Below are 18,883 nucleotides of genomic sequence, written 5' to 3'. Positions count from 1 at the left end.
TTATTCATTGGTGTCCACCTCAGCAGTCATGGCACCACCGGATGGCTGAATTTGAGACGGTTCCCCCATAATCCGAACTTCGGAGCCGCCCTGATAGCTGTTTAGTGCCGTGAGAGAGATACGTTCGCCTCGGTGGATGTCGCCGCGCACGTACACCGAATCCAGATCGCGGTGAACCACCTGCACGTCGCGGTGCTGCACCTTGTTGTCGGCATCGATCATCATCACCTTACCGTCCCTAACGCTGTGGCTGGGTAGACGGATAATATCTTTCAGGGTGCGCCCTTCGATTTTGGCGTTAACGAAGCTGCCAAATTTCAGCGGGGTGCGATCGGCATCTTGGCTTAGGTTGTAGGGATCTTTGAGCTCTGCCACCAAGTAGATCATCCGGCTTTGGGCATCGATTACCTGCTCGGAGCGCACTAACTTGGCGTTCCACTGCTGGGGATCAATGGCCGTGGTTTGCAGCAGTTCGACCTTAGCCGTTGGGGTGTCAGGGTTATCAATAAACTGGAACTGCTGCACGCTCAGGGGCAGCCGGACCTCTGCGATGTCGGTACCCAGAAGTTCGCCCATATTGGTGCCGGTGCTAACAAACTGGCCTAAATCGACGTCGCGGGATTTGATCAAGCCGTCAAAGGGGGCGCGAATGATGGTGCGCTCTAGGTTTCGTTTGGCGCGAGCCAAGTCAGCTTGGGCGGAGCGAAGCAGCGCTTGCTGCTGGGCCAGCTGTGGTTTGCGCAATCCCAGCTCTGGGGCAACACCGTCAACAACGCCTTTCCACTCTTTCTCTGCAACCTTACCGCGAGCAATCTCCTCTTCAAGGGCGGCTTGAGCCTGAGCCAAACCCGCCTCCGCTTGCATCAGATCCGCTTGATAATCTGCAGGCTCAATGCGGGCCAAGATCTGTCCCTGCTTTACTGAACCACCGGCGATGAAGTTAGGGTTGAGTTCGACAATACGACCACGAACCTCGGCGACCAATTGAGTTTGATGTCGAGGTTGAACCACTCCGTAGGATTTGAGCTCTAAGGTGATGTTGTCGCTCTTGATTTCGCGCACTTCAACCAAAGGCAATGGGGTAACCTGTTGTTTCTCTTCTGGCTGGGGAGCATTGGCGATGATAATTATCATTAAGAAGGTCACCAAACCCAGTATGATGATGATAGGTAGGAGGCGGCGTATCCAAACCGACATGGTTGCGTTCCTTGTCTGAGTCATTCTATTAATAGGATGCAAGGTTAACAGAATGTTGGTTTTATCGTCATCGGTTAATTGTAAAGGGGTTTGACAGTTGTTAGCTGATCCACTGCTTAAGAAGAATCTTCAACAAATAGAGCAGTTTCTTGATCGTTTCTGGGCGGAGCGCGGGGTATCACAGCACAGCCTTGATGCCTATCGCAGCGATCTGTTGCGCTTTGGGGAATTTTTACTGCCCAAGCAGGTTCCGTTGCCTGATGCCACCACCGAGCACATTAAGCAGTACCTTGCACAGCGACAGGAGCAGCAGCTGGCCAAAACCAGCACGGCGCGCTGTTTAAGTGCGCTTAGAGCCTTCTATCGGGATTGTTTGGCCAATAAGCTGCGCGAGGACGACCCCATGGCCACCATCAAGCAGCCAAAATTGCCCAAACCGATTCCAAAAACGATCTCCGAAGAGCAAGTGGAACGCCTGCTGTCTGAGCCCAATCAGGAGGATACCCTTGAGCTTCGAGATGCCGCCATGTTGGAGCTGCTATACGCCACTGGGTTGCGGGTGTCTGAACTGGTGAGTCTTGAGCTGGATCAGGTCAGTTTGCGTCAAGGGGTGGTGCGCATCGTGGGTAAGGGCGGCAAAGAGCGTTTGGTTCCTATGGGTGAACCGGCGATGGCATTGATGCTGAAATACCTGTCTCTCTCCCGGCCGCAGCTGTTGTCTGGCGTAAACTCCGACGTGCTGTTTCCCAGTAAGCGAGGGTTGATGATGCAGCGGCAGACCTTTTGGCACCGCATTAAACTTTACGCACTTAGAGCCGGTATCAGCCTTGATATCTCTGCCCACACATTGCGCCACGCCTTTGCCACTCACCTGCTTAACCACGGCGCCGATCTGCGAGTGGTACAGCTACTATTAGGACACAGCGACCTGTCGACAACTCAGATCTACACCCACGTTGCACAAGCCAGGTTACAAAAAATCCATGAGCAACATCACCCTAGAGAAACAAACGGGGTTTAATAAGTTGCACGCATCCTGTAATTTCTTGCCTCAATCCTCGGTCTTAACTGCTGAGGCATAACGGAGTCCGAATATGAAAACTAAAATGGTTACCCTGCTGGCAGCTTTGACCATGATCGCCACTGGCGCTCAGGCCGGCGAGAAAGAGGTGATCTCTGTCCTAAAGAGCAAAGTCGGTTTTGAAGTGACCGAGGCTGACATCAGCCCATCTCCAGTGGCTGGCCTGTATGAGGTAGTCACACCTCAAGGCCTGTTTTACGTCTCTGAAGATGGCAGCAAATTGGTGCACGGCCAGATCTACGACATTAACGATTCAATGAAGAACCTGACCGAAACTCGCATGAACGGCATGCGTGTAGCGGCATTGGAGAAAGTCAAAGGCAGTGCCATTGAGTTTAAAGCTCCTAATGAAAAGCACGTGGTGACGGTGTTTACTGACATCAGCTGCGGTTACTGCCGCAAGCTGCACAACGAGATGCAGAATTATCTGGATGCGGGTATCACCATCCGCTACCTAGCTTTCCCTCGTGGTGGTGAGCGCAGTGCGGCTTGGGCTCAGATGGAGAAGCTTTGGTGTGCCGCCGATCCTAAGGCTGCCATGGGTGATGCTAAAGCCGGTGAAAAGCTCACTAACGACAGCTGTGACAAAGCCAAGGCCATTGCAGAGCATTATCAATTGGGTAATCTCTTTGGCGTAAATGGTACTCCAGCGATGGTGCTGGAAGACGGTACCTTGGTTCCGGGCTACGTTCCTGCAGAGCGCTTGCAGATGCAGCTAGGTAGCCGTTAAGCTTGTTCCCTCAAGCCTGATTCAAAAAAGCGAGCTTAGGCTCGCTTTTATTTTGCTCAATCCTAAGCCGAGTTCTATGCAAACCCAGATTCTACGCCGTCCCCAGGTCGATGACCGCCACCTTTCCGAATCCTTGCCACCGTTGCTCAAGCAGATCTACGCGCGCCGCGGAGTACTCAGTGATCTGGAATTAACCCAAGAGCTTAAGGGGCTGCTTAACCCGAATTCGCTTAAGGGCGCGCAGCAAGCGGCGGTTATCTTGGCGGACGCTTTAGCTCAACAGTTGCCGATTTTGATTGTGGGCGATTTTGATGCTGACGGTGCCACCTCCAGCGCGCTGAGTTTATTGGCACTGCGAATGCTGGGGGCGCAGAAAGTGGACTATTTGGTACCCAATCGCTTCGATTTTGGGTATGGCTTGAGTCCGGAATTGGTGGAAGTGGCAGAGCAGATGGGTGCCAAAGTGTTGTTGACCGTGGACAATGGCATCTCGGCTCATGCGGGTGTGGAGGCCGCCAAAACCGCGGGCATGACCGTGGTGGTAACGGATCACCACTTGCCGGGCGCGACCTTGCCTGAGGCCGATGCCATCGTTAATCCGGTGCAGCCTGGGTGTGAATTCGCCTCCAAAGCCATGGCAGGTGTTGGGGTGGCGTTTTACTTGATGTTGGCCCTGCGGGGCGAATTGCGTCAGCGGGGTTGGTTTGAAGCCAATAATCTGCCGATGCCCAATATGGCTAACTTGCTTGATATCGTGGCGCTGGGAACCGTGGCCGATGTGGTGCCACTGGATGCCAATAATCGTCTGTTGGTGGCGCAGGGGCTCAATCGCATTCGTGCTGGTCGCTGTCGCCCAGGCATTACCGCTCTACTTGAGGTGGCCAATCGCCCGGCGCAGCGGATGGTGGCCTCGGATCTCGGCTTTGCCGTTGGTCCCCGTTTGAATGCCGCTGGACGACTTGAGGATATGTCCTTAGGCATCGAGTGTCTGCTGGCGGATGATTTCATCAGTGCTCGCCAGCTCGCAAGTCGGTTGGATAACCTCAATGCCGAACGTCGAGAGATTGAGGCGGACATGCAAGAGGAGGCGGTTCGCACTCTGGAATCGCTGCAGCTCTCGGCTCAGGACCTGCCTTGGGGCGTAGCCCTGTTTCAAGCAGATTGGCACCAAGGGGTGATTGGCATTCTGGCGTCTCGTATTAAAGAGAAGTACCACCGACCGGTTATCGCTTTTGCCGATGCGGGAAAAGGCGAGCTTAAGGGATCCGCACGTTCAATTCCTGGCCTACATATGCGGGATCTGCTGGAGCGAGTGGATACTCAGCACCCAGGAATGATCATCAAATATGGTGGTCACGCCATGGCGGCGGGACTCAGCCTCAAAGCCGAGTGTTTTGAGCAGTTCGAAAAGGCCTATGATGATGCGGTGCATCAGATGTTGGATGAATCTCAACTGACCGGCCAACTTCTTAGTGATGGTGAGCTCAGTGGCAGCGAGCTGACGCTAAAGACGGCCCAGCTATTGCGCCACGGCGGCCCATGGGGTCAAGGGTTCCCTGAGCCGCTGTTCGATGGTCATTTTAAGCTATTGGATCAGCGTTTGGTTGGCCAAAAACATCTGAAAATGGTGGTGGAATCTCCCTGTGGCACCGTGCAGTTGGATGCCATCGCCTTCAACGTTGACCTGAAACAATGGCCTAACGCTGCTATTCAATGGGTCGAGCTGGCGTACAAGCTCGACGTCAATCACTGGCGCGGTAATGACAGTGTTCAGCTGATGGTGGAGCTTATTCGTCCCGCTTAGTGGAGCAGATTGACCGTACTAAAGCCGATAAGGGCAACCAGCGCGCCGGTGATTGCCAGTGACAGCTGGGTTTGTACGTGCTCCACCGGTTGGCAGCCACTGGATGTGGCTGCTAATACCGTGGTGTCGGAGATGGGCGAGCAGTGATCGCCAAATACTGAACCGGCCATCACCGCGCTCAGCGCCACCAACAATAGCTCAGAGTTTAGCTGCCAAGCGATCTCGGCGCCGATGGGGAGCATCAGGGCGAAGGTGCCCCAACTGGAACCGGTGGCGAAGGCGGTCACCGCGCAGAGCAGAAACATGCCAGGGAGCAGCAGTTGCGGTGACAGAAACTCCGCCGCCCACTGAGCCATCACCTTCCCTGTCTTTAGATCGCCAATGGCGGTGCCAATCATCCAAGTCATCATTAAAATGGCCAGCGCCGGTGCCACCTTCATGAGTCCATGGGACAGTGTTTTGTCCAATCCACCGATGCCCAACTTCAGGTAGGGGCGCATCGCCACTAATACCGCAATAAGGCAGGCATTACGCATGGCTGCACCGATGTCGGCGGCAGCAAACCAAGCTAATACACCAGATTCGTTGGTGCTGAGGTAGCCGTTGGCGAGGGCCAGTAGCAAGCTGCCCAAGGTGATGATGGCGATGGGCAACCCCAGTGGCCAGACGCTGGCGCTGATTTCAGACTCACCATTTGAGACCTCGGCCTCGACAGGCGTGAATCTCCAGCCAGTCCAAGCCACCAGAAAAGCGATGACCAAAGTGGCAATGGCGTAAAAATTGGTGCTGGCAATACTGAGAAATGCCGATAGTGGCGTCACCGGAAGAAAGGTGATTCCCGCAAGCAGCGTCATCACATAGGGGCCCCAACTGGAGAACGGCAAGATGGCGCAAAGCGGCGATGCGGTGCTATCAACCAGATAGGCCAGTTGTGGACTGGAGATGCCATAGCGTTTGGCGAGAGGGCGGCTAACATTGCCGTTGGCCAGACAACTAAAAATGCCATCAATAAACAGCAACCAGCCTAGGGCGATGATCGCCAGACGAGCCTGACGGCCGCTCTTGATCCGTTGGTGCAAACTTAAGGCAAACTGTTCAACGGCACCACTTTGATACAGCAGCTGGGTGAGCACCCCAAGTAGGGCGATGGTGGCCATCACATTCAGGTGCCACATCTTCAGCGCCTCACCCTGAATCAACTGCCCGGCGGCGTTTTCGAAAATGTAAGCTGCCGCCTGAAGCGGCTCACCCCAATGCAGAATTAAGGCGGCGGATAGGATACCCAGACCTAAGGCGACCAGAGTTTTACGCAGCAACAAGGCCATGGAGATGGTGAGTAAAACCGGAATGACGCTTAGTAGGTCGTTGGAAATCATGGGCTTTCTATGCTCGAGTCGAATTCGCTTTATGGTGACCTTTCGGGCGTTGATTTACCAGTGAAGTGGTCAATTTCTCCGGTTACTGGCTCGATTCGTCCCCAAAGCCCCATTACCCCTAAGATTGTTGCAAGAAAACCGCACGGGCTAGGTGCGATTTCTGGGCAATTACGTTAAAATTCCCCGTTTGCATACTGTCACCAATTTGTAGGATCGAGATGTTCGAAATCAATCCAGTACAAAACAAAATTAAGGAGTTGTCTGAGCGGACAGATCTCCTTAGGGGGTACCTTTGACTATGACGCCAAGAAAGAGCGTCTAGAAGAGGTAAACGCTGAGCTGGAACAGCCTGACGTTTGGAATGAACCCGAGCGAGCTCAAGGTCTTGGCCGTGAGCGCGGCGCCCTAGAAGAGGTGGTGAAAACCATCGATGATCTAGACCAAGGTCTGGAAGATGTCGCTGAGCTGCTGGAGTTGGCAGTGGAAGAGGGCGATCAGGACAGCTTCGATGAGACCGGCGTTGAGCTGGAAACTCTGGAAGCCCGTCTGGCGAAACTGGAGTTCCGCCGTATGTTCTCTGGCCCGCAGGATGCCAATGATGCCTATCTGGATCTGCAGGCTGGCTCCGGCGGTACTGAAGCTCAAGATTGGTGCAACATGCTGCTGCGTATGTACCTGCGCTGGGGTGAAGCCAAAGGCTTTAAGACTGAGATCATCGAAGTGTCCGAAGGTGACGTGGCGGGTTTGAAATCTGCGACCGTTAAATTCTCTGGTGAGTATGCCTTTGGTTGGCTGCGCACAGAGACTGGCGTGCACCGTTTGGTGCGTAAGTCGCCGTTTGATTCCGGTGGTCGTCGTCACACCTCGTTCTCGTCGGCGTTTGCCTACCCAGAAGTGGATGACAACATCGACATCGAGATCAATCCGTCTGATTTGCGTATTGACGTATACCGCGCTTCCGGCGCCGGTGGTCAGCACGTAAACACCACGGAATCGGCGGTACGTATTACCCACATGCCGACCAACATCGTGGTGCAGTGTCAGAACGAACGTTCTCAGCACAAGAACAAAGACCAAGCGATGAAGCAGCTGCGAGCGAAGCTGTTTGAGCACGAGATGCTGAAACAGAACGCCGAGAAGCAAGCCGCCGAAGACGCTAAGTCTGACATCGGTTGGGGCAGCCAGATCCGTTCCTATGTTCTGGATGACTCCCGCATTAAAGATCTGCGTACCGGTGTTGAAAATCGTAACACCCAGCAAGTATTGGATGGCGACCTGGATCGATTTATCGAAGCCAGCCTGAAATCCGGCCTGTAGTGCAAGCTGTGGCTTCACATACGACAGCGCTGATAGCTGGCCTGGCTGGCTTAGAAATAGGAATTAGAGAGAATGACTGAACAAGTTCAAGACGAAAACAAGTTGATTGCCGAGCGCCGCGCTAAGCTGGACGGCATTCGTGAAAACTGCGCGGCCAATGGCCATCCAAACACCTGGCGTCCAACTCATAAGTCTGCTGAATTGCAGGCGGAATTTGGTGACAAAACCAAAGAGGAGCTGGAAGAGCTAGGCCATGTGGTATCCATTGCTGGCCGTATCATGGCTAAGCGTGGTCCATTCCTGGCGATTCAAGACGTAGAAGGCCGCATTCAGGGTTACGCGTCTAAAGACGTTCAGAAAGAGCTGAAGAAGATGGGTGGCCTGGACATCGGTGACATCATCGGTATCAAAGGTCAGCTGCACCTGTCTGGCAAAGGCGACCTGTATGTGGATATGGGTGAATACCAGTTGCTGACCAAAGCACTGCGTCCATTGCCTGAGAAGTTCCACGGTCTGACCGACCAAGAGCAGCGCTACCGTCAGCGTTACGTGGATCTGATCGTCAACGAAGATTCTCGCAACGCCTTTAAGATCCGCTCTAAGCTGGTTGCGGCTATCCGCCGTTACATGGAGTCTAAAGACTTCATGGAAGTGGAAACCCCAATGATGCAGGTGATCCCAGGTGGTGCCTCTGCGCGTCCATTCATCACTCACCACAATGCGCTGGACCAAGAGATGTTCCTGCGTATTGCTCCTGAGCTGTACTTGAAGCGCCTTGTGGTTGGTGGTTTCGATCGCGTGTTTGAGATCAACCGTAACTTCCGTAACGAAGGTCTGTCTCCGCGTCACAACCCTGAGTTCACCATGATGGAATTCTACATGGCGTACGCAGACTACAACGATCTGATGGATCTGACCGAAGACATGTTGCGCACCGTGGCCATCGAGGTTCTGGGTAGCTCTTCCATGCCTTACGGCGACGAGACGGTTGAGTTTGGTGGCACCTACGCCCGCATGAGCATGCTGGGCGCAATCAAGCACTACAACCCGGATCACGCTGACATTCAGGCGCTGGATTACGATAAGGTTCAAGATCGTGACCACATGGCAGCCATCGCTAAGTCTGTGGGCGTGGAAGTGGAAAGCTTCTGGACCTGCGGCCAGCTGCTGGAGGAGATCTTCGGTGAAACTGCTGAGCCTAAGCTGATTCAGCCGACCTTCATCACGGAATACCCAGCGGACATCTCGCCACTGGCGCGTCGTAACGATGACAACCACTTCATCACCGACCGTTTCGAGTTCTTCATCGGTGGTCGTGAAGTGGCCAACGGCTTCTCTGAGCTTAACGATGCTGAAGATCAAGACGCTCGCTTCAAGGCGCAGGTTGATGCTAAAGATGCTGGCGATGATGAAGCGATGTTCTACGACGGTGACTACATCACCGCACTGGAGCACGGTCTGCCGCCAACAGCAGGTCAGGGTATCGGTATCGACCGTCTGGCGATGCTGTTCACTAATACTCACACTATCCGCGACGTAATCCTGTTCCCAGCGATGCGTCCGCAAGCCAAATAAGTATTTGGTTTAATTAGTGATTGAAGCCGAGCCTCAGTGCTCGGCTTTTTTGTTTGTTACTCCTGCAAACGCATTGCCGGCGCACGCCGGTAGCCAGTGGCTTATTAAAGATTGAGGTCACTGGACTCTGATGTACGTCAGAGAAGCGTGGACAGGAATGGAGGATAACGGCTGGTTTATCTTCACCTACTGCACTTGCAAGCGCATTGCCGGCGCACGCCGGTAGCCAGTGTCTTATTAAAGGTTGAGGTCACTGGACTCTGACGTTCGTCAGAGCGACGTTGGCTGGGCTTCGACATTGGTTGGCTGCGGCGGTTAGATCGTATTGCCAATCGCGTGGTTTTGGTTGGTATTCACTTTCAGTTTCGATGGGTTGAAGTCGACTCACCTCAACCATGAGAGCGAATGAGCAATGATCGCGGTTTGATTTTTCACCATTGTGGGCGTAGATCACAGAATTCAACCTGCACCTCTTAGTGAGTTATGCTGGTCAATTACCTTTGTGAAGCCTATATCTCTACCATTTTGTGAACTGGTAACCAGATGAACTGTCTCGTTTCCCCGTTTGCGTTGGTTTAATCCTCTGTTTTGTAATATCTCAACAATGGGAATTCACTGCTCAGCTGCGTATAGTCCTGAACCCATAACCGCAACTTCAAGGAGTGAAGTGTTCGGGCCAAGGAGGGAATGCTACGTATACAAGGTAGAGTTATGCAGTCCACACACCTATCAAAGCGCATTTTTACCGGTCTATTTTCCGGCTTTATCATCGGTGCGCTGATTCAATTTGTTCTCTCTGATGTTTCCCTGTTCTCCGAAACCATTGTGGGCTTGGCCAGCATGGGCGGGCAGCTGTTCGTTAACCTGATCATGCTGCTGGTTGTGCCGTTGGTGTTTGTCTCTATCGTCAGCGGTATCTGTGAGTTGCCAGATCTCAAAAGCTTTGGGCGCTTAGGTGGCAAAACTTTTGGGCTTTATATTGCCAACACAACCATCGCCATCAGTGCTGCGGTAGCCGTGGCTCTATTGCTAGAGCCGGGTAAGGGCGCCAACCTAGCGACGTTCAGTTCGGCGCAGATTACGGCCACGGAGCTACCAAACATCAAAGATCTGATCATGGGCATCGTGCCACGTAATCCCATTGATGCTTTTGCCTCCGGCAACATGCTGCAGGTGATCTTTATGGCATTGTTGCTTGGCTTGGCCATTAAGAAGCTGGGTAAAGAGGTTGATGGGGTCGCCAAGGCATTTGCGACCGGCAACAAGATCATGATGACCTTGATTACTATGGTAATGGGGCTGGCACCTTACGGTGTGTTCTGTTTGATGTTGAAACTGGGCGCAACTTTAGAAGTAGGCACTTTCCTGTCGGTGATGAGCTACCTTGGGGTGATTCTATCGATTCTGGTGTTCTGGCTGTTTGTGTTCTACCCAACTGTGGTTGGCATGACCACCAACATGACGGCATCTGAGTTTCGCCGTAAGACTCGAGAGCAGATGATGTTCTCGTTCTCGACTGCCAGTTCAAACGCCACCATTCCGGTGACCATGCGTACCCTAGTTGAGAAGCTGGGTGTGAGTAAGGCAACGGCAGGCTTTGGTGTGCCTCTTGGTGCGACAATGAACATGAGTGGGGTCTCCATCTACATTACCATCGCGGCGTTCTTCTTGGGCAACGCCTATGGGGCACCGATTACCATGGAGCAACTTCCTGCTCTGGTGATGGCGTGTTTCTTGTTGTCAGTGGGTGCCGGTGGGGTTCCTGGGGGCGGCATGGTGATGATTGGGGTACTGATTCACCAGATGGGCCTGCCTGTCGAGGCATTTGCTCTGGTGGCGGCTCTGGACCGCATCATCGACATGGTGATTACCTCGACCAATGTGGTGGGAGATACCGCAGTGGTAACCATCGTTGATAAGACTGAGCCGGATACGGTCGAAGCGCAAGCGAGTGTTCAGAATAGCTAAATATAAATAGAGTAATTACTTTATAAATCCGAGGCTTAGTCCTCGGATTTTTTTTTGACTCTGATTCTAGAAGGGTGACGTAAGCAGGGATGTTAACGGCAGGCGGGTGATTTCGCTCACATCTGGATTGCCGAAAGGACAATAAGGAAATATCGAATTTTGCAACTTAGGGGTGAGTTCATGTTCTTTGAATTTCGCTCGTTTGTATTGTGAGGCGGGTCACGGAGACATTTCTGTGAAAGTTAGACTATCTTGGCACCCCAATTATTGCGTATGAGAGTCATGAAGCTGGATCAACTTAACTACAATCAACTTAAAGTGCTTTTGGCCGTGTATAAGCATGGACAAGGACACCAAGCTGCGAACGAGTTAGGGATGACCGCTTCTGCAGTAAGCCGTACTTTGAAGGGCTTACGGGATATCTTTAAAGACTCACTGTTTGTGCGTCGTTCCTGCGGGTTGATTCCAACGGAGAAGACGCAACAGCTGATTCCGTTGGCAAAAACCCTAGTCAATCAGTACCGCTTAATTGAACAGCACTATTCTGTGTTCTCTCCTTTAGAGTCCGGTGGTCAGTTCACCATTTTGGCTTACGATGAATTTGTCTACGCCGTACAACAGGTGGTGAATCAGCACATTCTGCCTGAAGCCCCAAACTTGAAGTTCGAGATTCGTACCCTTAGCCACGACTGCAGCGCAGAGGTGGCCAATGGTGACATCGACTTTATGGTGGTTTACGAAGGATTTGAAGGGAAGAACCTGAATTGGGATATGTTTGCGGAAACCGCCGATCTGTACATTCTGGCCAATCGCACTCACCCCTTGTTCAATCGGGAGGTGACACTGGAATCGCTGAGTCGTTATCCACTATTGGAGCTGGATAACTACAACGATCTCACCTGCCCTCTGTTGGTGAACCTGTGTCGTGAGATTGGCTGTGAAATGGAGGTCTCGGGCTATACCGACAGCGTGGCGACCGCCATGCGATTGTTGGCAAACTCAAACAGCATCACCCTAAGCTGCAACCAGTTTACTCGCGAGTTTGTCGACATGGTGCCAGATGTGGATTACGTGCGTCTGCCTGATGAGCTAGCGCAAACCATTCGGGAGCGCCGCAGCTGTGAGCGAGATGTGGGCAACTACATTCTCTATGGAGATATTAATAACTCGGCGTCTTTTAATTGGGTTAAATCAAAACTCATTTATGGTTTAGAGCAGGAGTGGCGTAGGGCCGCCGCTCGTTAATCTAAAAACTAATAAATAAATCTATGGTGATGGCTAAATATTATATTTAGCCGTTAAGGGCTCGTTGTACCTAATTGAGGTGCTAAGTGGAATTTGTAAACTTCTGTATTATGGCTTTTGCAGCCTATATCGTTTTAAAGAAACCAGAGAAAGAAAAGTTAGCGGATAGGCTTTTATTCGGCTCTATTGGGTTAAGTTTCTTTGTTTGGATAATGATGTCTTGGGGTACCTTGATGCCAATGGGAAACTATTAAGGAAGCATGATGAATTCTCGAACTGAGCTATTTAATAAACTCGCCTCCTTTGCCTCCATGGTAATTATGGCGTTGCCTGTGGGCATTGCCTGCTATGTGTTTGGCTTCATTATGAAGGACAACCCTTGTGCGTTCTGCTGGCAGGAGCGTTCCGCCATGGTGCTGGTGGCTCTTACCGCCATCTACATTGTGCGTTACGGCATCAAACCAAAGTACATTGCGGCTCTGGTATTCCTCGGGATCTACGGTGCCTATATGGCGTCGGTACACACCGGCTTTAACTTTGCTAGCGACATCGGCCAGGGCTTCTCTGTGAAGATCATGGGTGCCCACACCTATTCTTGGGCACTGTTGGTGTTCCTAGTGGTGCTGGTGGTGGTTGCCGTGCTGCTGCTGATGTTGGGTGATAAGTTTGGTACACCTCAGACTGGTCGCCGAGCCAATGAAGCTCTGGTTAAGCCTGCGGCTTACGTATTCCTTGCGGTGATTGCCGGCAACATTGTCCAAGCCTTTACTCAGACCGGCCCTGCTCCATTCGTTGGTCAAGACAGCCCTGGTCGCGTGTCATTCAATCCGAAATACATGAGCTGGGAACTGGATCATTGGCCAAGCTATGCTCCGGATGCTCGAGGTCCTTATGCGGTGTCGGATCCCGATTACGATACGGTGGCAGCCACTCAGCCTCTGTTTAGCGGTAAAGCGGTTTCTGCATCTGATATCATCCCATTACCAGCGGAGATCAGCAGCCGCGTGACCGGCATCGATTACCAGCCGAAAGCCAAGTTGTATGCGGTGACCACCGAAGACATGTGGGTCTACATCCTAGATGCTAGCCTGACCAAGGTGATGACCAAGGCGCACATCGATGGCATGTACATGCTGCACATCTCGCCTCTGGTTGGCGTTGGCTTCACTTCACCAAGCGAATTGGTGGTGATGGGCGACAACAAGGCGTTTGCCAAGCTAACACTGGATAAAGGCCAAACTTGGGAGCTTAACTACCGCCGCTTTAATGAAAGCACCGATGGCATTGGTGAATCCGAGCGTGGTCAGTTTGCTACCGTTCGAGCGAAGTACAGCTACTCCATTGCTTTTGGCTATGATAAAGCAGCGGCTCAGTTTGTCAGCATTACCGCTAAGAATGAACAGACTGAAAACCTTGTGGCTTCCCGCTTTGCGGTGGATGACATGATGTTGTCTCAAGAGCAGCCATTGGGCTTTGATGGCAGTCAGCAGCGCTGGTTGAACAATCTGCCGATGATCAGTGGCATCAGCATCGACAATGACCGCAGCTACCTGTTGAGCAACAGTGGCGCAGAGATCCTAGTACTAAATAATAAGAGTGGTGTGATTGAATCAGGAATGAATATTAAAGTTCCTGCCAATCCTCACGGCTTAGTAAAAGTTGATAATAAAATCAATTTGGTTTCATTCGACAACGGCGTGAATAAGCTGTTTCAGTATGAGATTTAATAATTAGCAATAGATAATTAATTGTTCAGTCTTGGTGCGGTGATGAAGGTACTTTAATCCTCTTGGTATTAGTTAACCTTGATTTATCCTCATCTTAAGTCGATTCGTCATCGCACCTATATTTTTAGGCCTGAATAAGTAAATAAATAGAATTAGCTAAAGCATAATAAGTTGGTAATATAATGATGAAACTCGATAGACGTAAGTTTCTCCAAGGCCTTGGAGCAACCACCGCGTTTACTTCACTCTCAGGCCTTGCGCCCGGTGTGGCTAACGCCAAAACCCGAGGCAGTCATGAGGGCTTGTTGGACAAGCGTAATGGTGAAATTAAGTATCACACCTGTGCTCGAAACTGTGCCGACCGTTGCTTATTAAAGTTTCGCGTTCAAGATGGTCGTATGACCTACGTCAGCGGCGCGGAAGAGCAGGAAAAAACCGGTACTTCCCCCTGCGTGAAAGGCCATGCCTATGTGCAGTACACCTATGCCGCCGACCGTATCCTGCATCCAATGAAGCGTGTGGGCAAAAAGGGCGAAGGCAAATGGAAGCGCATCAGTTGGGATGAAGCCTACGCCGAGATCTCCAGCCGACTCAAGCAGGTGATTGCTGAGCATGGCCCAGAGGCGGTGCTGCCATACTCCTATTCCGGACACGAAGGGATGATCGGTAAGTACGGCGGCCCATGTCGTTTCTTCCATAAGCTGGGCTCTTCTCAGCTGGATCGTCTGGTGTGTGTATTTGCGGCTTACGAGGGCCTGAAATCCGTAACCGGCACCTGGCGTGGTCCCGATCCAGAGGATAACCCTCTGACCGACTGCTACATTGCTTGGGGTCAGAACGAGACCGCCACCAACGTCCACGGTATCAAGTACATCCACCGTGCCATGGATAACGGTGCCAAGTTACTGGTGGTTAACCCAATTCGTACTCCGATCGCCTCTCAAGCTGACATTTGGCTGCAACCTCGGCCGTCTACGGATACCCACTTGGCAGCCGGTATCATGAAATACTTGGTTGAAAAAGACCTAGTTGATCATGAATTTATCGCTAAAAACACCCTAGGTTATGACGAGCTGCTGCAACGTCTGAATGACATCAGCTACGACGAAGTCGAGCAGGTTACCGGTGTGCCTCGAGAGAAGATGTTTGAGTTTGCTCGAGTCTACGGTGAGTCGCCTAAGTCGGTATTGCGTCTGGGCTACGGCATGCAGCGTAACTTCAACGGTGCTCGTATGTCCCGTGCCATCGCCATGATGCACGCCATTACCGGTAACTTTGGTGAGATCGGAAACGGCTTTGTTTACGACAACGTTCAAGCCGACGATGGCATGAACTACGCCAAGGGTACGGCGTCCCATCTGCGGACCAACTACAAGACGGCTCAGCACATTAACATGACTGAGATCGCCAAGGCGATTCACCCAACCAACCCCACCGCGTACGGCAAGCCAAGTAAGCCTATTCATGCGCTGATCAACTACAACGGTAACTTTGTGGCGGTTGCCCCAGATTCCAACGCGTGCCGAGAAGGGGCGATGCGTGACGATCTGTTCCTAGTGGTTCATGACTTCATCATGACCGACACCGCCGAGCTGGCCGACATTATTGTGCCCGCGGCAACCCAGTTCGAGTCCGATGATTACTGCCCAGATTACAACTGCTACTACCAGCAGATCTGTGAAAAGGTGATTGAGCCTGTGGGTGAGTCCAAAGACAACTGGACCTTCTTTAAGGAACTGGCTCACCACATGGGCTATGACGATCCTGAATTCCAGGTTGACCATGAAGGCATTCTGCGTGACTTCCTCGACACCGATGATTACGCCTATAAAGGCATCACTTACGAGAAGATCGCCAAAGAGAAGTTCGTGCGCGTCAACGTGCCTAAGCCATTCTTCGGTGACGGTAAGTACTTTACCGAGTCCGGCAAAATTGAACTCTACTCTGACTACATGAAGAAGGCTGGCTTCGATCCGGTGATCGATCTGGGTCTGCCAGAAGAGGAGATGATCAAAGAGGAGCGCGAGTTGCCATTCAGACTGCTGTCGCCGGCCATTCCTCAGCGCGCCAACAGCTCCTTCTACAACGTGAAGTACATCCGTAACTTCCCAGCTTACTTCGCCAAGATAAGCCCGGTTGATGCCGAGAAATATGGCATTAAGAACAACGACCGGATTCGCCTGAACAACCATCGTGGTGAGGCCTACTTTGTGGCCCAGGTGACCAGCCAGGTTGTCCCAGGAACCATCATGGCACCTAAGAATAACTGGCGTCGCATGGATCCTCAGGGGCTCAACAGCTGTACCAACAACCTGACCACCGACAAGTTGACCGATATGGGCGGTTGCTCTGCCTATCACTCAACCCGTGTAGGCCTGAGCAAGGCGTAAGGAGTAATCGATGCAAAACCAACATCAACGTGGATTTGTTTTTAGACAAGAGAACTGTGTCGGCTGTGGTGCTTGTACTGTGGCCTGCCAAATCCACAACGAACTGCCGGAAAACGTTCGTTTTCGTAAAGTGGACCGTTATGAGGTTCAAAAGGGCGATGGCATCGTCGACGTATGGCTAAGCCACTCCTGCATGCATTGCAGCAATCCAGCGTGTCTGATGGTGTGTCCAGCTCAGGCGTACACCTTAAGACACGATGGCCTAGTGGTGCTGGACAGGGAAAAGTGCACCGGTTGCGGCTTGTGCGTTTCTGCCTGTCCTTATGATGCTGTGGCGATGATCGACACCGACGGTAAGGCGGCCAAGTGCAACATGTGCATCGAGCTTATCGATCAGGGTAAGAACCCAGCGTGTGTCGATGGTTGCCCGGTGCAGTGCTTGAAATCTGACAACGTTAACCAGGTGCTGGCTCAGAAAACGTCAGCCAGCAAGCAGGGGGTGGGCTACGGCGACTGCCTGACTAAGCCTAACATGGTGATCATCAAGGAGCGCTCATGATGCAAACCGAGTTCGGGCCAAACGCGCAGGCCTTTCACGCCTTCAAAGGCATGTTGTTTGAGCCTTCAAACCCAGAGTCCCTTGAGCGATTAATAGCTTATTTTGAGGCCCAGGGGGGCGCGCCAGCGCTCCTTGAAGCGGCGAAAGCGCATCAAGACAATCCGCTGGAGCTTGAGTGCGACTTTAATCGCATGTGCATTGGTCCTACTCGTTTGCTGGTACCTCCCTATGAATCGGTGTATCGGGCCACTGGCCGACAGATCAATACCGACAAAACCGTTGCCGTGGCTGAATTTTATCAGCATATCGGCTTGGTGGTGGATGAGGGCTTAAGTGAGCCTGCGGATTTTATCGGTAACGAACTGGAGTTTCTCTACTGCTTGGAGGTGTTGGCTCATGAACACGCCGCCAAGGGAAACGATGCCACCGTGGCCGACATTAACGCACTGGCTCAAGAGTTCTTCGCTGCCCACCTAGGGACTTGGTACCAAGAGTTTGTTGATGGCATGGCGCAACAGGCCCAGCTTGAGTTCTGGCGCCAGTACGCTCTGTCATTAGGGCGCTTTATTGCGACCCGCTTTACCCATTAATGCTGGGGAGTTCGCTCCCCAACAACAGGTCTCTTGGGAGACTTAAGGACAGAAAATGAAACGCATGATGGTGTTATTGCAGTGTATGCTGCTCACCGCATTCGCCGCCAAGGCGATGGCTGCTTCCGGTGAACTTCAGCCGCAGCAGTGGCAACCTATTGAAGAGATTGCAATTGCTGGCGATATTCCAGAGTTTCGCGGTATGCCAATCTCACCAGAGCTGCCTGTGATCGACCCGGTCGTTGCACCAAACTATCTGGATGCGCTGGCACCGGCCACGTTTTGGTCTGGGATGCTGACCTATTCGTTCTTCGGCATGATCGCCGTCTTAAGCCTGTTTGTTGTGCTTAACGGCAAATCCAAGTTGGCCGGCGGCTTCTCCGGTAACAAGGTGGATCGCTGGAGTGGCATGGACATCTTTGTTCATTGGCTCGGTGGCATCGCCTGTTTGTTCCTGATTGCGACCGGCCTAATCATGGGCACCGGACGCTTCCTGTTGGAACCGAATATGGGCGCCAGTCATTGGATTGGCGTGATCAACTCCAGTGTGTCTTTGCATGACATGATGGCGTGGCCATTCATTGTTGGCTGGCTAGTGATGGTGATCAAATGGATGCCTAAGCAGATGCCTGAATCTTGTGATCTGGCTTGGTTTGGCAAGGCCGGTGGTTACCTAAACTTTGGCAGCTTCAAAGGGCAGCACCCAGACGCAGGTTTCGCTAACGCCGGTGAGAAACTGTGGTTCTGGACCTTTGCCATTGGCGGCGCCATCATTGTTGGTTCAGGACTGGTGATGATGTTTCCTTCATTGGTGGAAACCAAGGACGCAGCCAACCTCAGCTTGCTGCTGCACTTAGTGTGTGCGGTCATTCTGGGTGCCTTTGCCGTGGTTCACATCTTTATGGCCACCGTGATGTCGGAAGGTGGCATGGAGTGCATGGTGACCGGTAAGTGTGACGAGAACTGGGCCAAGCAACACCACAACCTGTGGTTCGAAGAGGTGCAAAAGCGTTGATGATGGTGGGCTGGTTCCTTGCTCGGCGGCCCACAGATTAGCGATTTTGTATAAAGCCGAAGGGAGACCTTCGGCTTTTTTTGTTCTCTCTGACCCGTCCTGAAATAGGTTTACACATTGGAGACCTATTATGGAAAAGGTAGAGCCCAAGCGACGCAGACGCTCGCAGCGTGATTACCCATTGGCCTTTAAATTATCTGTGGTTGAACAGGTAGAAAAAGGCGAAATGACATACAAACAGGCACAAAAGCGGTACGGTATCCAAGGAAGAAGTACCGTGTTGGTTTGGCTCCGAAAGCACGGTCGTCA

General features: G+C 52.2%; 14 protein-coding genes and 1 pseudogene. 13 read left to right on the top strand and 2 right to left on the bottom strand.

Annotation, left to right across the window (positions count from 1 at the left end):
- The gene (locus FCL42_RS15060) at positions 1 to 1,197 is read right to left on the bottom strand and encodes an efflux RND transporter periplasmic adaptor subunit (protein ID WP_136864255.1); all 1,197 of its coding nucleotides are present in this window, start codon (positions 1,195 to 1,197) and stop codon (positions 1 to 3) included.
- Between the two features lie 97 nt (positions 1,198 to 1,294).
- Between FCL42_RS15060 and xerD the strand changes: the two genes are divergently transcribed.
- The 3 genes from xerD (at position 1,295) to recJ (ending at position 4,812) form a co-directional block, all read left to right on the top strand.
- The gene (gene xerD, locus FCL42_RS15055) at positions 1,295 to 2,218 is read left to right on the top strand and encodes a site-specific tyrosine recombinase XerD (protein WP_229359879.1); all 924 of its coding nucleotides are present in this window, start codon (positions 1,295 to 1,297) and stop codon (positions 2,216 to 2,218) included.
- A 73-nt stretch (positions 2,219 to 2,291) separates the two neighbouring features.
- Complete coding sequence (gene dsbC, locus FCL42_RS15050) at positions 2,292 to 3,008, top strand: bifunctional protein-disulfide isomerase/oxidoreductase DsbC (protein ID WP_136864254.1); 717 nt, start codon at positions 2,292 to 2,294, stop codon at positions 3,006 to 3,008.
- Between the two features lie 76 nt (positions 3,009 to 3,084).
- Positions 3,085 to 4,812: a single-stranded-DNA-specific exonuclease RecJ gene (gene recJ, locus FCL42_RS15045; RefSeq protein WP_136864253.1), complete on the top strand. Its 1,728-nt coding sequence runs from the start codon at positions 3,085 to 3,087 to the stop codon at positions 4,810 to 4,812.
- Here recJ and FCL42_RS15040 read toward each other — a convergent pair.
- Positions 4,809 to 6,188: a Na+/H+ antiporter NhaC family protein gene (locus FCL42_RS15040; RefSeq protein WP_136864252.1), complete on the bottom strand. Its 1,380-nt coding sequence runs from the start codon at positions 6,186 to 6,188 to the stop codon at positions 4,809 to 4,811. The two genes, recJ and FCL42_RS15040, sit on opposite strands and share 4 nt — an antisense overlap.
- A gap of 218 nt (positions 6,189 to 6,406) precedes the next feature.
- On the opposite strand from FCL42_RS15040, the gene prfB reads away from it, so the two are divergent.
- The 10 genes and pseudogenes from prfB to FCL42_RS14990 form a co-directional block, all read left to right on the top strand.
- A protein-coding gene (prfB, locus tag FCL42_RS15035; RefSeq protein WP_136864251.1) for a peptide chain release factor 2 occupies positions 6,407 to 7,505 on the top strand; the annotation gives its coding sequence in 2 pieces (ribosomal slippage) (positions 6,407 to 6,481 and positions 6,483 to 7,505; 1,098 coding nt in all).
- A 72-nt stretch (positions 7,506 to 7,577) separates the two neighbouring features.
- Positions 7,578 to 9,080 carry a lysine--tRNA ligase gene (lysS, locus tag FCL42_RS15030; protein WP_136864250.1) on the top strand — a complete coding sequence of 501 codons (1,503 nt, stop codon included), beginning with the start codon at positions 7,578 to 7,580 and terminating at the stop codon, positions 9,078 to 9,080.
- A gap of 711 nt (positions 9,081 to 9,791) precedes the next feature.
- Positions 9,792 to 11,048 (top strand): dicarboxylate/amino acid:cation symporter, encoded by a 1,257-nt coding sequence (locus FCL42_RS15025; RefSeq protein ID WP_136864249.1) that lies wholly within the window; start codon positions 9,792 to 9,794, stop codon positions 11,046 to 11,048.
- A 282-nt stretch (positions 11,049 to 11,330) separates the two neighbouring features.
- Entirely contained in the window at positions 11,331 to 12,293 is a 963-nt protein-coding gene (locus tag FCL42_RS15020; protein ID WP_136864248.1) for a LysR family transcriptional regulator, read from the top strand.
- 263 nt (positions 12,294 to 12,556) lie between these two features.
- Positions 12,557 to 14,020, top strand: a complete 1,464-nt coding sequence (locus FCL42_RS15015) for a disulfide bond formation protein B (protein ID WP_136864247.1) — start codon at positions 12,557 to 12,559, stop codon at positions 14,018 to 14,020.
- 185 nt (positions 14,021 to 14,205) lie between these two features.
- Positions 14,206 to 16,410: a molybdopterin-containing oxidoreductase family protein gene (locus FCL42_RS15010; RefSeq protein ID WP_136864339.1), complete on the top strand. Its 2,205-nt coding sequence runs from the start codon at positions 14,206 to 14,208 to the stop codon at positions 16,408 to 16,410.
- 10 nt (positions 16,411 to 16,420) lie between these two features.
- Complete coding sequence (locus tag FCL42_RS15005; protein ID WP_136864246.1) at positions 16,421 to 16,969, top strand: 4Fe-4S dicluster domain-containing protein; 549 nt, start codon at positions 16,421 to 16,423, stop codon at positions 16,967 to 16,969.
- Positions 16,966 to 17,559, top strand: a complete 594-nt coding sequence (locus FCL42_RS15000) for a TorD/DmsD family molecular chaperone (protein ID WP_136864245.1) — start codon at positions 16,966 to 16,968, stop codon at positions 17,557 to 17,559. The genes FCL42_RS15005 and FCL42_RS15000 overlap by 4 nt, the downstream gene beginning before the upstream one ends.
- A 55-nt stretch (positions 17,560 to 17,614) precedes the next feature.
- Positions 17,615 to 18,574, top strand: coding sequence for a formate dehydrogenase subunit gamma (locus FCL42_RS14995; protein ID WP_136864244.1), 960 nt, complete (start codon positions 17,615 to 17,617; stop codon positions 18,572 to 18,574).
- Between the two features lie 130 nt (positions 18,575 to 18,704).
- A pseudogene (locus FCL42_RS14990) lies at positions 18,705 to 18,883 on the top strand (helix-turn-helix domain-containing protein); the annotation flags it as partial.

The sequence above is a fragment of the Ferrimonas aestuarii genome, assembly GCF_005116665.1.
In the GTDB taxonomy this organism is placed as follows: Bacteria; Pseudomonadota; Gammaproteobacteria; order Enterobacterales; family Shewanellaceae; genus Ferrimonas; species Ferrimonas aestuarii.
The sequence above is the reverse complement of the archived record's forward strand: the minus strand, read 5'-3'. Positions and strand labels throughout refer to the sequence as shown.